The sequence below is a fragment of the Sandarakinorhabdus sp. DWP1-3-1 genome, assembly GCF_049896705.1.
In the GTDB taxonomy this organism is placed as follows: Bacteria; Pseudomonadota; Alphaproteobacteria; order Sphingomonadales; family Sphingomonadaceae; genus Sandarakinorhabdus.
In genome coordinates this window covers 886,533-901,533 of record NZ_JAFCUV010000001.1, presented here as the reverse complement: position 1 = coordinate 901,533, position 15,001 = coordinate 886,533, and the positions used below count along the sequence as shown (strand labels likewise).

General features: G+C 66.7%; 15 protein-coding genes. 13 read left to right on the top strand and 2 right to left on the bottom strand.

Features of this window, described 5'->3' with window-relative positions; translation table 11 throughout:
- Positions 1–2: 2 nt before the first annotated feature.
- A complete protein-coding gene (locus ACP7AI_RS04210; RefSeq protein WP_426164438.1) occupies positions 3–767 on the bottom strand; it encodes a crotonase/enoyl-CoA hydratase family protein in 765 nt (254 codons plus the stop codon).
- A gap of 61 nt (positions 768–828) precedes the next feature.
- Between ACP7AI_RS04210 and ACP7AI_RS04205 the strand changes: the two genes are divergently transcribed.
- From ACP7AI_RS04205 to ACP7AI_RS04145, 13 genes are all read left to right on the top strand, one after another.
- On the top strand, positions 829–1,314 hold the full coding sequence (locus ACP7AI_RS04205) for a PaaI family thioesterase (RefSeq protein WP_426164435.1): 486 nt from the start codon (positions 829–831) through the stop codon (positions 1,312–1,314).
- Complete coding sequence (zapE, locus tag ACP7AI_RS04200) at positions 1,314–2,435, top strand: cell division protein ZapE (protein ID WP_426164431.1); 1,122 nt, start codon at positions 1,314–1,316, stop codon at positions 2,433–2,435. Before ACP7AI_RS04205 ends, zapE begins: the two co-directional genes overlap by 1 nt.
- A 98-nt stretch (positions 2,436–2,533) precedes the next feature.
- Complete coding sequence (mdh, locus tag ACP7AI_RS04195) at positions 2,534–3,496, top strand: malate dehydrogenase (protein ID WP_426164428.1); 963 nt, start codon at positions 2,534–2,536, stop codon at positions 3,494–3,496.
- Between the two features lie 105 nt (positions 3,497–3,601).
- Positions 3,602–4,801 carry an ADP-forming succinate--CoA ligase subunit beta gene (gene sucC, locus ACP7AI_RS04190; RefSeq protein WP_426164425.1) on the top strand — a complete coding sequence of 400 codons (1,200 nt, stop codon included), beginning with the start codon at positions 3,602–3,604 and terminating at the stop codon, positions 4,799–4,801.
- On the top strand, positions 4,801–5,685 hold the full coding sequence (sucD, locus tag ACP7AI_RS04185) for a succinate--CoA ligase subunit alpha (protein ID WP_426164422.1): 885 nt from the start codon (positions 4,801–4,803) through the stop codon (positions 5,683–5,685). The genes sucC and sucD overlap by 1 nt, the downstream gene beginning before the upstream one ends.
- Positions 5,685–6,110, top strand: a complete 426-nt coding sequence (locus ACP7AI_RS04180; protein WP_426164420.1) for a hypothetical protein — start codon at positions 5,685–5,687, stop codon at positions 6,108–6,110. The genes sucD and ACP7AI_RS04180 overlap by 1 nt, the downstream gene beginning before the upstream one ends.
- 27 nt (positions 6,111–6,137) lie before the next feature.
- Positions 6,138–6,539 carry a VOC family protein gene (locus tag ACP7AI_RS04175; protein WP_426164417.1) on the top strand — a complete coding sequence of 134 codons (402 nt, stop codon included), beginning with the start codon at positions 6,138–6,140 and terminating at the stop codon, positions 6,537–6,539.
- Between the two features lie 106 nt (positions 6,540–6,645).
- Entirely contained in the window at positions 6,646–9,471 is a 2,826-nt protein-coding gene (locus ACP7AI_RS04170; RefSeq protein ID WP_426164414.1) for a 2-oxoglutarate dehydrogenase E1 component, read from the top strand.
- A 4-nt stretch (positions 9,472–9,475) separates the two neighbouring features.
- Positions 9,476–10,783: a 2-oxoglutarate dehydrogenase complex dihydrolipoyllysine-residue succinyltransferase gene (gene odhB, locus ACP7AI_RS04165; RefSeq protein ID WP_426164412.1), complete on the top strand. Its 1,308-nt coding sequence runs from the start codon at positions 9,476–9,478 to the stop codon at positions 10,781–10,783.
- A 12-nt stretch (positions 10,784–10,795) separates the two neighbouring features.
- Positions 10,796–12,190 (top strand): dihydrolipoyl dehydrogenase, encoded by a 1,395-nt coding sequence (lpdA, locus tag ACP7AI_RS04160; protein ID WP_426164409.1) that lies wholly within the window; start codon positions 10,796–10,798, stop codon positions 12,188–12,190.
- Entirely contained in the window at positions 12,190–12,846 is a 657-nt protein-coding gene (locus tag ACP7AI_RS04155; protein WP_426164406.1) for a phytanoyl-CoA dioxygenase family protein, read from the top strand. Before lpdA ends, ACP7AI_RS04155 begins: the two co-directional genes overlap by 1 nt.
- On the top strand, positions 12,843–13,541 hold the full coding sequence (locus tag ACP7AI_RS04150) for a hypothetical protein (protein ID WP_426164403.1): 699 nt from the start codon (positions 12,843–12,845) through the stop codon (positions 13,539–13,541). Before ACP7AI_RS04155 ends, ACP7AI_RS04150 begins: the two co-directional genes overlap by 4 nt.
- Positions 13,538–14,170: a trimeric intracellular cation channel family protein gene (locus tag ACP7AI_RS04145; RefSeq protein WP_426164400.1), complete on the top strand. Its 633-nt coding sequence runs from the start codon at positions 13,538–13,540 to the stop codon at positions 14,168–14,170. The genes ACP7AI_RS04150 and ACP7AI_RS04145 overlap by 4 nt, the downstream gene beginning before the upstream one ends.
- Before the next feature lie 73 nt (positions 14,171–14,243).
- Here the strand turns inward: ACP7AI_RS04145 and ACP7AI_RS04140 are convergent, their stop codons facing one another.
- Positions 14,244–14,966, bottom strand: coding sequence for a DUF1294 domain-containing protein (locus tag ACP7AI_RS04140; RefSeq protein WP_426164397.1), 723 nt, complete (start codon positions 14,964–14,966; stop codon positions 14,244–14,246).
- Positions 14,967–15,001 lie beyond the last annotated feature (35 nt).

Below are 15,001 nucleotides of genomic sequence, written 5' to 3'. Positions count from 1 at the left end.
TGTCAGAGGCCGTCGAAGCTGCCGCCACGGCCCTTGCCGGCGCTGAACCGGGCGGCGCCGGCCACAGCCTCGGCGCGCAGCGGGGCCAGGCCACCATGCGCCTCGGCATAGAGCGCATCGGTCAGCGCCATGTCGAACTGGGCGAGGGCGGAGGCACGATCAGCGCGCAGACAGATTTGCGGGAAGCGGGCGATATCGGCGGCGAGCGCCTGCGCCGTCGCCAGCGCGGTGCCGGCGGGCACGACACGGTCGGCGAGGCCCCAGGCCAGTGCCTCCGCGGCGGCGACCGGGCGGCCGGTCAGGATCATGTCCATGGCGCGGCCCTGGCCGACGATGCGCGGCAGGCGGACGGTGCCGCCGTCGATCAGCGGCACGCCCCAGCGCCGGCAGAATACCCCGAAGGTGGCGGTGTCGCCGGCGACGCGCATATCGCACCAAAGCGCCAGCTCCAGCCCGCCGGCGACGGCATGGCCCTCGATGGCGGCGATCACCGGCTTCGACATCTGCATTCGCGTCGGTCCCATCGGGCCGGGTCCGTCGGGATCATAGCGCGGATTGGCGTCGCCGACGGATTTCAGGTCGAAACCGGCGCAGAAGGTGCCGCTGCCGCCGGTCAGGATCGCCACCGACAGCGTGTCATCGGCATCGAAATCTGCAAAGACGGTGCGCAGCGCCAGCGCCGTCGCCGGATCGACGGCGTTGCGCGCCTGCGGCCGATCGATGGAGACGGTCAGGACCGGTCCATCTCGTGCAACGATAACACTCATGCCATCCTCCCGCGACGCACCATACTGGACGCGGACGAGGCCGGACGCTAGCCACGCTGGCATGACACGCGAACACATCACCTCGGGCGACCTGGCGGGCTGGACACGGTGGCGGCGCGATCCCGACGGGCGCTTTGCCTCGCTGCTCGGCGATTTCTATTTCCGCGCCACCGATCATGGCGTCGAATGCCGGATGGAAACCGACCGCAAGCATTCCAACGGCCTCGGCTATATCCATGGCGGGTTCATCATGTCGTTCATCGACATGGCGATGTTCGCCTTCATCTATCGCCAGCTCGAAAACAGCGCCGCGGTGACATTGAGCTGCGCCACCGATTTTCTGTCGGCGGGCGTCGTCGGCAAGCCGATCGAGGCGTCGGGCGAGATATTGAAGGAAACCGGCAAGATGCTGTTCGTGCGCGGACTGGTGCGCCAGGACGGCGTCAACGTCGCCTCGTTCACCGGCACGATGCGCAAGGTGCCGCGCCTGCCGCGCCCCGATGGCGATGCCGCCGCCAGCCGCCCGGCGTCGCCGCAGGTCGATTGATGGCGGGCGTGCGCGCGGCCTATGAGGCGCTGGTCGCCGCCGGCGAATTGCGGCCCGACGCGGCGCAGGCGGCGGTCGCCGACAGGCTGCAGGCGCTCGCCGACGAACTCGAGGTACCGGTCGAGCGGCCCGGGCTGTTCGCCCGGCTGCGCGGCGCGGCGCCGCCCGAGCCGCCGCGCGGCCTGTATATCTGGGGCGGGGTCGGTCGCGGCAAGTCGATGATCATGGACCTGTTCTTTGCCCATGCGGAGGTCAGCCCCAAGCGTCGGGTGCATTTCAACGAGTTCATGCTGGAAATCCATGCCGCCATCCATGCGGCGCGCGAGGCATCGGGGGAGGACCCGATCCCGCGCGTCGCCGCCTGGGTGGCGGGGCGGGCGCGGCTGCTTGCCTTCGACGAGATGCAGGTGAAGGACATTGCCGATGCGGCGATCCTGTCGCGGCTGTTCGCGTCGCTGTTCGAACATGGCGTGACGGTGGTGACGACCAGCAACCGGGCGCCGGTCGACCTCTACAAGGATGGCCTCAACCGCCAGTTGTTCCTGCCGTTCATCGCGCTGATCGAGCAGAAATGCGATGTGGTGACGCTCGATGGCCCGACCGACTACCGGCTGCAGCGGCTCGGCGGCGCGGCGACCTGGCATGTGCCCAATGGCCCGGCAGCGACGGCGGCGATGTCGGAAACCTTCTTCCGGATGACCGATTACCCGGTGGAGGATCGCGCCCGGGTGCCGACCGAAACGCTGGCGGTGCCGGGCGGGCGGACGCTGCATGTGCCGAAATCGCTGAAGGGTGTGGCGGTGTTCTCCTTCGCGCGGCTGTGCCGGCAGCCGCTGGGCAGCGCCGATTATCTCGCCATCGCGCGGCATTTCCATACCGTATTCCTGGTCGGCATTCCGGTGATGGGACCCGAAAACCGCAACGAGGCGGCGCGCTTCGTGGCGCTGATCGATGCGCTGTACGAGCACAAGGTCAAGTTGATTGCCGCCGCCGATGCCGAGCCGGCGGCGCTGTACCCGACCGGCGACGGCAGTTTCGAATTCGAGCGCACGGTTTCGCGGCTGATGGAGATGCAGTCGGCGGATTACATGGCGCTGGGACACGGCGAGGGCGGGGCCTGAGACTTTTGGGGTGGCGGGTCCCAATCGGTTGCACCGCACCATCATCGGGACTATCCGGACCCGGTCTTTGAACGACTCAAACGAAGGATCGAAAGCCCATGGCCCGCAACAAGATTGCGCTGATCGGCGCTGGCAACATCGGTGGCACGCTGGCGCATCTCGCCGCTGCCAAGGCGCTGGGTGATGTCGTGCTGTTCGACGTGGTGGAGGGCGTGCCGCAGGGCAAGGCGCTCGACCTGGCGCAGTGCGGCCCGGTCGAAGGTTTTGATGTCGAATTGAAGGGCACCAACGATTACGCCGACATCGCCGATGCCGATGTGATCATCGTGACGGCCGGCGTGGCGCGCAAGCCCGGCATGAGCCGCGACGACCTGCTCGGCATCAACCTGAAGGTGATGAAGGCGGTCGGCGAGGGCATCAAGGCCAATGCGCCGGGGGCGTTCGTCATCTGCATCACCAACCCGCTGGACGCGATGGTCTGGGCGCTGCGCGAGTTTTCGGGCCTGCCGCATCACATGGTCGTGGGCATGGCGGGCGTGCTCGACAGCGCGCGTTTCCGCCATTTCCTGGCCGATGAGTTCAAGGTTTCGGTCAAGGACGTGACCGCGTTCGTGCTCGGCGGCCATGGCGACACGATGGTGCCGGTGGTCGAATATTCGACCGTTGCCGGCATTCCGATCCCCGACCTGATCAAGATGGGCTGGTCTACCCAAGAGCGCATCGACGCGATCGTCCAGCGCACCCGCTCGGGCGGCGGCGAGATCGTCGGCCTGCTGAAGACCGGCAGCGCCTATTATGCGCCCGCAACCAGCGGCATCGCGATGGCGGAGGCATTCCTCTATGACCAGAAGCGCGTCATTCCGGCGGCGGTGAACCTGACCGGGCAATATGGCGTCGACAACCTTTACGTCGGCGTGCCGTGCGTGATCGGCGCCGGCGGTGTCGAGAAGATCGTGGAGATCGCTCTGACGGAAGAGGCCCAGGCCAATTTCACCGTGTCGGTGGATGCGGTGAAGGAACTGCTGGTGGCGTGCAAGGCGATCGATCCGAGCCTGAACTGAATTTTTCCCGTCATCCCCGCGAAGGCGGGGATCCATCGCTCGCCGTTCGGGTGATGGACCCCCGCCTCCGCGAGGGTGACGATCCTCCCGCAAAGGTGAGCGCGCATGAACATTCACGAATATCAGGCCAAGGAAGTCCTCGCCAAATTCGGCGTGCCGGTGCCGGCGGGCTTTGCCGCGCTGACCGTCGACGAGGCGGTGGCCGCGGCGGGCAAGCTCCCCGGGCCGTTGTGGATCGTCAAGGCGCAGATCCATGCCGGCGGGCGCGGCAAGGGCAAGTTCGTCGAGCTGCCGCCGGAGGCCAAGGGTGGCGTTCGGCTGGCGCGCTCCGCCGATGATGTTCGCGCCGCCGCGACCGACATGCTCGGCAACACGCTGGTGACGATCCAGACCGGGCCGCACGGCAAGCAGGTCAATCGCCTCTACATCACCGATGGCGTCGACATCGCCAAGGAGTTCTACCTGGCGCTGCTCGTCGATCGTGCCACCGGCCGCATCTCGCTGGTCGTAAGCACCGAAGGCGGCATGGACATCGAGAGCGTCGCGCACGACACGCCGGAGAAGATCCAGACGCTGACCATCGACCCGGCGACGGGCGTGATGCCGCATCACGGCCGTGCCGTCGCTGCTGCGCTGGGCCTGACGGGCGACCTTGCCAAGCAGGCCGAGAATGTCGTCGCCAGGCTGTACGATGCCTTCGTCGGCACCGATGCCTCGCAGATCGAGATCAACCCGCTCGCCGTCACCGAAGACGGCAAGCTGATGGTGCTCGATGCCAAGGTCGGCTTCGATCCCAATGCGCTCTATCGCCACCCCGACCTGGTTGCGCTGCGCGACCTGACCGAGGAAGACCCTGCCGAGGTCGAGGCGTCGAAATACGACCTCGCCTTCATCAAGCTCGACGGCACCATCGGCTGCCTCGTGAACGGTGCCGGCCTCGCCATGGCGACGATGGACATCATCAAGCTGAACGGTGCCGAGCCGGCCAACTTCCTCGACGTCGGCGGCGGCGCCGACAAGGAGAAGGTGACCAACGCCTTCAAGCTGATCCTCAAGGATCCGGCGGTGAAGGGCATCCTGGTCAACATCTTCGGCGGCATCATGCGCTGCGACATCATCGCGGAAGGCATCATCGCCGCGGCGAAGGAAGTGAACTTGAGCGTGCCGCTGGTCGTCAGGCTGGAGGGCACCAATGTCGAGCTCGGCAAGAAGATCCTCGCCGAATCCGGCCTGCCGATCATTTCCGGCGACAATCTCGGTGACGCCGCGGCAAAGATCGTCGCCGAAGTGAAGAAGGCTGCCTGATGTCCATTCTCGTCAACAAATCCACCCGGGTCATCACCCAGGGCTTCACCGGCAAGCAGGGGACGTTCCACACCGAGGCGTCGATCGCCTACGGCACCCAGGTCGTTGGCGGCACGGCGCCGGGCAAGGGTGGCCAGGAGCATCTCGGCCTGCCGGTGTTCAACACCGTGCACGAAGCCCGTGCCGCAACCCATTGCGATGCCAGCGTTGTCTATGTGCCGCCTCCCGGTGCTGCCGATGCCATCTGCGAGGCCATCGACGCCGAGGTACCGCTGATCATCTGCATCACCGAGGGCATTCCGGTGCTCGACATGGTGCGGGTCAAGCGCTCGCTGTCGGGCTCCAGGTCGCGCCTCATCGGGCCGAACTGCCCGGGCGTGCTGACGCCGGGCGAGTGCAAGATCGGCATCATGCCGGGCAACATCTTCATGAAGGGCTCGGTCGGCGTCGTCTCGCGTTCGGGCACGCTGACCTATGAGGCGGTGCATCAGACCACCGCCGTCGGCCTCGGCCAGACCACCGCGGTCGGCATCGGCGGCGATCCGGTCAACGGCACCAACTTCATCGACATGCTCGAGCTGTTCCTCGCCGATGACGCGACCCAGTCGATCATCATGATCGGTGAAATCGGCGGCAGCGCCGAGGAGGAAGCGGCGCAGTTCATCCAGGACGAGGCGCGCCGCGGCCGCAAGAAGCCGATGGTCGGCTTCATCGCCGGCACCACGGCGCCTCCGGGTCGTCGCATGGGTCATGCCGGCGCCATCGTTTCGGGTGGCAAGGGCGATGCGGCATCGAAGATGGCGGCGATGGAAGCCGCCGGCATCCGTGTGTCGCCGTCGCCATCGCTGCTCGGCATCACCCTGGCGGAAGTGCTGAAGGGCTGATGCCCGGCACGATCGAATTGACCGGGCAGGCGGAGCTGCCCGCCTGTGCCTGCTGCGGAATCCCATCGCGGCGGGTGTGGGGCAATCTGATCGATGACGAGGGCACCACCGTCTATGTCGTGCAATGGGCGCCGGGGACGAACGGCAGCCATGCCGTCGCCATCGGGATGGTGTTCGGCCCCTGGGGCGAGGGGACGGACCGCGAGGACCGGGCCTTTGCCGCGGTCGAGGGCCGGCTTGTCGAGGACGGCGTGCAGCTGATGGTGATCGATGCGGCACGATCGCCGATCGATGCCGCGCCGCTGGCGGCCAAGGCGCTGCGCCGGCACGAGATCATCAACCGGCCGCTCCACGACCGCGTCTTTCGCTATGTCGAACAGATCCGGGTGCGGGATGCGCGCGTTGCCGGATTGACCTCGGCCTGAGCCGGGCCTGAAAACGGGAGCGTGCCGATGACCGTCAAGTCGCTCGATCACGTCAATATCCAGACGACCGCCGTCGCCGAAACCGCGCAGTTTCTCGCCGATGTGCTCGAACTTCGGCCGGGGCCGGTGGTGCCTGGCGGCGACATGGCCAGGGTGACCTGGATGTACGATGCGCAGGACCGGCCGCTGGTGCACATCACCTTGCCCGGGCAGACCTTTGCCGAGGATGCCGACAGGCCGCTGCGCGCCGATACCGGCGCGCTGCATCATGTTGCGTTCGAATGCACCGGCCATGCCGCAATGCTCGAGCGGCTGGAACGCCTTGGCATCCCGGCGCGGCATCGCCATATCGGCGAAATCGGGCTGCAACAGGTGTTCGTGACCGAGCCCAACGGCGTGTTGCTGGAGCTGAATTTCCGCGAAGGCTGACACCAGGGGCGATAGCGGCCGTAAAACATGCCTGCCATGCGTTAATCTGCGGTGACACGCCGGGCCGCCGGGGCTATCAGCCCGCTACGATGCAAGGACTGTCGTGATGGAATATGAAGCGTTGCTGCCCACGGCCGAGGACAGCGCGGGGCCTAGCTGGGCGCGCAGCGACTGGCCGCCGGTTGCGACCGACGATCTGACCCGGGCGCTCGATGCGTCCGACATGATCGTCACGGCGCCGGCGAAAGTCGCCGCCAAGGCCATGCAGGTCGCCGCCGCCAATGGTGCCGACAGCGATGCGATCGCGCGCGCCGCGCAGGATTCGATTTCGGCGCTGATGCTGATCCGCACCTATCGCGTGCGCGGGCACCTTGCCGCCAATCTCGATCCGCTGGGGCTGATGAAGCGCGAGCTGCCGGCCGACCTGACGCCCGAATACCACGGCTTCAAGGACAGCGACCTCGATCGCCCGGTGCATATCGGCGGGGCGCTCGGCCTGCAGACCGCGACGATCCGCGAGCTCGTCGACATCCTGCGCCGCAATTATTGCGGCAATGTCGGTCTCGAATACATGCACATCAACGACGTCGAGGAACGCCGTTTCCTGCAGGACAAGATCGAGGGCCGCGACAAGGAGATCCAGTTCACCGCGCTTGGCAAGAAGGCGATCCTCAACAAGCTGGTCGAGGCCGAGCAGTTCGAACGATTCCTCGGTCGCAAATATGTCGGCACCAAGCGCTTCGGGCTCGACGGCGGCGAAGCGATGATCCCGGCGATGGAATCGATCATCAAGATCGGCGGCCAGCTCGGCATCACCGAGATCGTGTTCGGCATGCCGCACCGCGGGCGCTTGAACATGCTCGGCAATGTCATGCAGAAGCCGTTTCGCATCATCTTCCATGAATTCGGCGGCGGTTCGGCCAACCCGGACGATGTCGGCGGCTCGGGCGATGTCAAATACCATCTCGGTGCCAGCACCGACCGCGAGTTCGATGGCAACAAGGTCCATCTGTCGCTCGCGCCGAACCCGTCGCACCTGGAGGCCGTCGATCCGGTCGTGCTCGGCAAGGTGCGCGCCATCCAGACCATGGCCGGCGACGAGGACCACACCCGGGCGATGCCGGTGCTGCTGCATGGCGACGCGGCGTTTGCGGGGCAGGGCATCGTCGCCGAATGCTTCGGCTTTTCGGGGCTGACGGGCTATAACACCGGCGGTACCATCCATTTCATCGTCAACAACCAGGTCGGTTTCACGACGAGCCCGCAGTTCGCGCGCTCGTCGCCCTATCCGTCGGATGTCGGCAAGATCGTCCAGGCGCCGATCTTCCACGTCAACGGCGACGACCCCGAGGCGGTGACCTTTGCCACCAAGGTCGCCACCGAGTTCCGCCAGACGTTCAAGCGCGACGTCGTCATCGATATGTGGTGCTATCGCCGCTTCGGCCACAACGAGAGCGACGAGCCGAGCTTCACCCAGCCGCTGATGTACGCCGCCATCGCCAGGCATCCGCCGGTCAGTGAGCTTTATGCCACCCGGCTGCGGCGCGAGGGCGTCATCGACGACGCGTTCCTGCAGGCTGCCATCGATGGCTATACCGCGGCGCTGGAGGCCGATTTCGACGCCGCCGCCGGCTTCAAGGCCAACAAGGCGGACTGGTTCGAGGGTCGCTGGTCGGGCCTGGGCAAGCCCAAGGACGAGATCGGCGCCCGCCGCGCCGCGATGACCGGGGTGCCGGCGGCGGAACTGCGCGCCATCGGCCAGACACTGACGACGGTGCCGCCGTCGTTCAACATTCACAAGACGTTGGCGCGCATTCTTGATGCGAAGGCCGAAACGCTGAAATCCGGCACCAACATCGATTGGGCGACCGCCGAGGCGCTGGCCTTTGGTTCGTTGCTGCAGGACGGCAATGGCGTACGCCTGTCGGGCCAGGATTCGGGGCGCGGCACCTTCAGCCAGCGCCATGCGGTGTGGACCGACCAGCTCGATGGAAGCCGCTACACGCCGCTGAAGGCGATCAGCCCGGAATTCGAGGTGCTCGACAGCCCGTTGAGCGAGTTCGGGGTGCTCGGTTTCGAATATGGCTATGCGCTCGCCGATCCGCGCACCCTGGTGCTGTGGGAGGGGCAGTTCGGCGATTTTGTCAACGGCGCCCAGACCATCATCGACCAGTTCATCGCATCGGGCGAGATCAAGTGGCTGCGCGCCAACGGGCTCGTGATGCTGCTGCCACATGGTTACGAGGGGCAGGGGCCCGAGCACAGCTCGGCGCGCATGGAGCGGTTCCTGCAGCTGTGTGCGGAGGATAACCTCCAGGTGGCGAACGCGACGACGCCGTCGAACTATTTCCACCTGCTGCGCCGCCAATTGCTGCGCGATTTCCGCAAGCCCTTGATCATCTTCACGCCGAAATCGTTGCTGCGGCACAAGCGGGCGGTGTCGACGATCGCCGACATGGATGCGGGGACGACGTTCCACCGCTGCCTCGATGACCTGGCACCGTGCACGCCCGAAAACGTGCGTCGCCTCGTGCTGTGCAGCGGCAAGGTTTATTATGACCTGCTCGAGGCGCGCGAGAAGACCGATCGGGACGATGTCTATCTGCTCCGCGTCGAGCAGCTGTATCCCTTCCCGTCCGATGTCATCTCCGATTATGTCGCGCGATTCCCGAACCTCGAGGAGGTGGTGTGGGCGCAGGAGGAGCCGAAGAACGCCGGCGCCTGGACCTTTGTCGCGCCGCTGATCGAGGACGCGCTCGACCGTCGGCCGATCTATGCCGGCCGCGCCGCCGCCGCCGCGACCGCGACGGGGCTGATGCGGCGCCACAATGCCGAACAGGCCAAGCTGGTTGCCGAGGCGCTGGGCGCCAGCCGCGCCGAAGTCACCGCCGCCATCCGCGGCGGGCTGAAATCAAAGCAGAATGCAGGATAACATCATGGCAACCGACGTCATCATCCCGGCGCTGGGCGAATCGATCACCGAGGCGACCGTCGGCCAGTGGCTGAAGCAGCCCGGCGACGCGGTGGCCGCCGACGAGCCGATCGTCAGCCTGGAAACCGACAAGGTCGCAGTCGAAGTGCCGTCGCCGGTCGCCGGCACGATGGGCGAGCAGTTGTTCAAGGTCGGCGACAATGTCGCGGTCGGCGCGCGCATCGCGCTGATCGAGGTGGCGGGTGCGGCGCCGGCGGCCAGGGTCGAGAAGAGCGGCACCGAGGCGGCGGCAGCAGCCGCAGCGCCGACGCCGGTGGCAGCAGCGGAGAAGGCGGCTGAGGTGGCGGCGCCTGCTGCTGCGCCGGCACCTGCCGCGGCCCCCCTGGCGCCCGCCGCTGCCGGCGTTCAGCCGCTCGAGGCGATGGGCCCCGCGGTGCGGACGCTTGTCGATACCTATAACCTCGACCCGGCAAGCATCACGGCGTCGGGCCGCGATGGTCGCCTGACCAAGGGCGATGTGCTCGCCGCGATCGAGGCCGGCACGGCCAAGGTGCGTGCCAAGGCCTCGGAATCGGCGGCGCCTGCGGCAGTTGCGGCCCCGGCGACGAGCGAGCGCAAGGAGGAGCGCGTCCGCATGACGCGACTGCGCCAGACGATCGCGCGCCGGCTGAAGGAGGCGCAGAACACCGCCGCGATGCTGACGACGTTCAACGACGTCGACATGACGGCGGTGATGGCGGCGCGTTCCAGGTACAAGGACTTGTTCGAGAAGAAGCATGGCGTCCGCCTTGGCTTCATGTCGTTCTTTTCTCAGGCGGTCGTCCAGGCGCTGCGCGACGTGCCCGCCGTCGGCGCTTCGGTGGAGGGCGAGGAGATCGTCTATCGCAACTATGCCGATCTCGGCATCGCGGTGTCGTCGCCCGGCGGCCTCGTCGTTCCCGTGCTGCGCAACGCCGACAAGCTGAGCTTTGCCGAGATGGAGAAGGCGATCGGCGATTTCGGCAAGCGGGCGCAGAACGGCCAGCTGAAGATCGAGGAACTGCAGGGCGGCAATTTCACCATCAGCAACGGCGGCGTCTTCGGCTCGCTGATGTCGACGCCGATCCTCAACACGCCGCAATCGGGCGTGCTCGGCCTGCATCGTATCGAGGATCGCGCCGTGGTGCGGGACGGCGAGATCGTGATCCGCCCGATGATGTACCTGGCGCTGTCTTACGACCATCGCATCGTCGATGGCCGCGAGGCGGTGACCTTCCTCGTCAGCATCAAGAACGCGATCGAGGATCCGTCGCGCCTGCTGATCGACCTGTAAAGGACTGACACCATGGCCGAATTCGATTTCGATGTCGTCGTCATCGGCGCCGGCCCCGGTGGCTATGTCGCCGCCATCCGCGCGGCGCAGCACGGCCTTAAGGTCGCCTGCGTCGAAAAGCGCGACCGGCTTGGTGGTACTTGCCTCAACGTCGGCTGCATTCCGTCGAAGGCGCTGCTTCACGGCAGCGAATATTACGAGGAAGCCAGGGACGGGTCGCTCGCCAAGTTCGGCGTCAAGCTGGGCAGCGTCGAGCTCGACCTGCCGGCGCTGCTCGGTGAAAAGGACAAGGCGGTCAAGGAGCTGACCGACGGCATTGCCTTTCTGTTCAAGAAGAACAAGGTCGAATGGATCAGGGGCGAGGCCAAGTTTACCTCGGCAAAGGCGATCGAGGTCGGCGACCGTGCGATCACGGCGAAGGATTTCATCATCGCCACCGGTTCCGAAGTCGCGCTGTTGCCGGGCATGACTCCCGATGGCGAGGTCATCGTCACCTCGACCGAGGCGCTGTCGCTGGACAAGGTGCCGGGGCATCTGGTGGTCATCGGCGGTGGCTATATCGGGCTGGAAATGGGCTCGGTCTGGCGGCGCCTCGGGGCCAAGGTCACGGTTGTCGAATATGCCGAGCGGATCGTGCCGGCGATGGACATCGAGGTCGCCAACGCCTTTGCAAAGGTGCTGACGAAGCAAGGCTTTGCGATCCATACTTCGACCAAGGTGACAGGCGTCAAACGCGACGGCGCCGGCGCCGTGGTCAGCGTCGAGCCCGCCGCGGGCGGGGATGCAACCGACATCGCCGCCGATATCGTGCTGCTGTCGGTCGGCCGGCGGCCCAATACCGATGGCCTGAACATCGAGGCGACGGGGCTGGTTCTCGATCGCGGTCGCATCATGGTCGGCCATGACTTTTCGACGCCGGTGGCGGGCATCTGGGCGATCGGCGACGTCGTTCCCGGCCCGATGCTGGCGCACAAGGCCGAGGACGAGGGGCTGGCCTGTGCCGACAACATCGCCGGGCTGACCGGCTATGTGAACCACGACGTCATTCCAGCGGTCGTCTATACCCACCCCGAAGTCGCGACCGTCGGCAAGACCGAAGAAGAACTGAAGGCCGCCGGCATCGACTACAAGGCCGGCAAGTTCCCGTTCGCCGCCAACAGCCGCGCCAAGGCCAATCGCGACACCGAAGGCTTCGTCAAGGTGCTGGCCGATGCCAAGACGGATCGCGTGCTCGGCGTCCACATCATCGGCAGCATGGCCGGCACGATGATCGCCGAAGCCGCGATCGCGATGGAGTTCGGCGCGTCGAGCGAGGACATCGCCATGACCTGCCACGCCCACCCGACCCACCCCGAGGCGCTGAAGGAAGCCGCCATGGCGGTGACGGGCAAGCCGATCCACATGTGATGGCGCCGCCGGCGGCGATGCTTGCGGCGCGAGGGTGCCTGCATTGGCCGCAGGTCGCTTCCGCAGCGGCCATTGCCGCATTGCGATCAAGTTGCACGACGGCTTCCAAGCCCGGCCAGCGCTATGCATGCAGCTCCGCTTTCGTCACCGATGCGCTGCATGTCATGCAGGACATCGCGTCTGCATGCTGCGAGGGCGCCCGGCCGGTTCGTGCCGTGCTGTTTGACAAGACGCCCGGCAGCAACTGGTTTGTGCCATGGCACCAGGACCGAACGATCGCGGTGCAGCAGCGGGTCGAACTTGAGGGCTTTGGACCGTGGTCGGTGAAGGACGGCATGACGCACGTCGAGCCGCCGTTTGCAATCATGGCGCGCATGGTGACGCTGCGGCTGCATCTCGACGACTGCGGTCCCGGTAATGCGCCCCTGCACGTCGCATTCGGAAGCCACCACAGCCGCGTGGCCGCCGATGATGCCGGTCGGATTGCAGCCGGTAGCGAGCAAATGGCCTGTGTCGCGCAAGCCGGGGATGTCTGGGCCTATGCGACTCCCATCGTGCATCGGTCAGACCGCGCCGTGGCACCGTCGCGCCGCCGGGTGCTGCAGGTCGATTTTTCGCCAGACCAGCTGGCCGGCGGACTGGCGTGGCTCGCATGACCGTTCAGATGGCGCCGCGCCGCCGGTTCACTGTGCGGCTGTTTCACAAGATCCATCTATGGATCGGTGTCGTCGTTGGTATCCAGCTGTTGTTGTGGACGGCGAGCGGGCTGCTGATGACCTCCTTTGCCATCGAGGAGGTGCGGGGCACGACGTTGCGGCGCGATGTGCCGGCGGTCGACCTGCGGGCCTTTCGGCTCGCACCGATGCCGCGGTCCGATCGGCCGATCGAGCGGGCCGAACTGATCGCCTTGCTTGGTCGCCCGGCTTATCGGATGGCGGCAGGCGAGCGGCGCTGGCTGATCGATGCGCGGGATGGGCAGAACTGGACGATCGGTCGGGGCGATGCGCTGGCGATTGCGGGCAACGAGGTCAAGCTGCGGCCGCCACTGGTGGCTATGCCGGTCGCCGATCCGCCGCCGCTGGAGTTGCGCCGGCCAGGGGCGGCGTGGCGGGTCGATGACGCGGATGGCACCCATGTCTATATCGGCACGGCGGGGGAGGTGATGGCGGTGCGCACCGATCTGTGGCGCTGGTTCGATTTCGCGTGGGGCCTGCATATCCTCGACCCGCTGGGGCGCGAGGACACGCATCATCCCTTTCTCATCGCGTCGGCGGCGCTTTCGCTGGTCTCGGTATCGAGCGGGTTCGTCCTGCTCTGGGTGCGGTTTCGCCCGCGGCGGCGCCGGGCATGATCGACCCGCCGGCGCTGGAAACCGTGCGGCCCTTGCTGTCGTGGCTGGACATGGCGGGCGTGGCGGTGTTTGCCGTATCCGGCGCGCTGGCGGCGGCGCGGGCCAAACAGACAATTGTCACCTTTGCGTTCTTTGCCGCGATCACCGGCATCGGCGGTGGCACGCTGCGCGACCTGCTGATCGGTGCGCCTGTGTTCTGGGTCGGGCGGTCGGACTATCTCGGCATTTGCCTGATCGCCGCAGGCGCCGTCTGGGTGCTGCGCGCCGATCGCTGGCAATTGCCGGCGTTGCTATGGTTCGATGCCATCGGCATGGCGGCCTATGCGGTGATCGGTGCGGCGAAGGCCGGCAGCTATGGGCTGCCGCCGCTGCCGTGCATCGTGATGGGCGTGTTGACAGCGAGTTTCGGCGGGATCGTCCGCGACGTGCTGGCCGGCGAGCCGTCGATCCTGCTGCGGCGCGAAATCTATATTTCCGCCGCTGCGCTGGGGGCGACGACCTATGTGCTGCTTGTCGTGCTCGGCATGGCGGCGCTGCCGGCGGGGATCATCGGCGCTGCGGCAGGCTTTGCTTTGCGCGCGCTGGCGATCGGCAAGGGGCTGGCGCTGCCGGCGTATCGCGACGAGTAGCAAAAGAGCCCGTGCGTTCCGAAGATTGTCAATCACGGGCCTCGGCCCTCGCCGGGGTGACAGGGATGCGCCGCTAGATTCTCAGCGTCAGCATCGCGCCGACGGCGATCGCGGCGCCGATCTGCAGCCCGAGCAGGATGGCCGCCTGGCTGGCGAAAGGCTGTTCGTCGCGCATATGATCGAGCCGAACCTGTGCGACAAGGGCGCCAATGCCGCCGCCGAAGGCAATCAGACCGAGCAGTTCGGCCTCGGCGATGCGGTTGATATTGGTCACCTGGCGGCGCTTGTCGGCCGCGAAGACGAAGTAGGTGACGATATTCATCAGCAGCAGGTAGAGCGGCAGCCAGCGCCAGATGACGGACGGGATGATCAGCGCCGGTCGGGGCGGCGGCGCGGCGGCGACGCGGCGGCTGCGGATTTCGTTGGCGCAGCGGGTAATGTTGTCGTTGCCGAGCGCATAGCCGTCGGCGACCATCTGGCACGACAGGTCGACATCGCCGATCATGCAGCGGACGATGGTGCGCGGCGGATTGTCGAGGCTTGTCCGCCCGCCCGTCGGGGTGCACCGGAGTTCCTTGCCGCGGGTCAGCGCGGCAAGGTGGTCACGGGCCGCGGCGCCGGGATCGACCGGGCAATCGCCGAACAGGCCGCCGCATGGCACGGCGGGCTCGGGGGCCACGATGTCGTGCAGCTGCATGGCCTGGCCGCGGGCCGCGCAGCGCACGACCTCACCGCTGGAATGCGCGGGGTTCATGCAGGCAAAGCCGGTGGCTGCGGCAAGAACGAGCAGAGACATGATCATCCATTAGTTTGAACGAAACGCTAATGAAA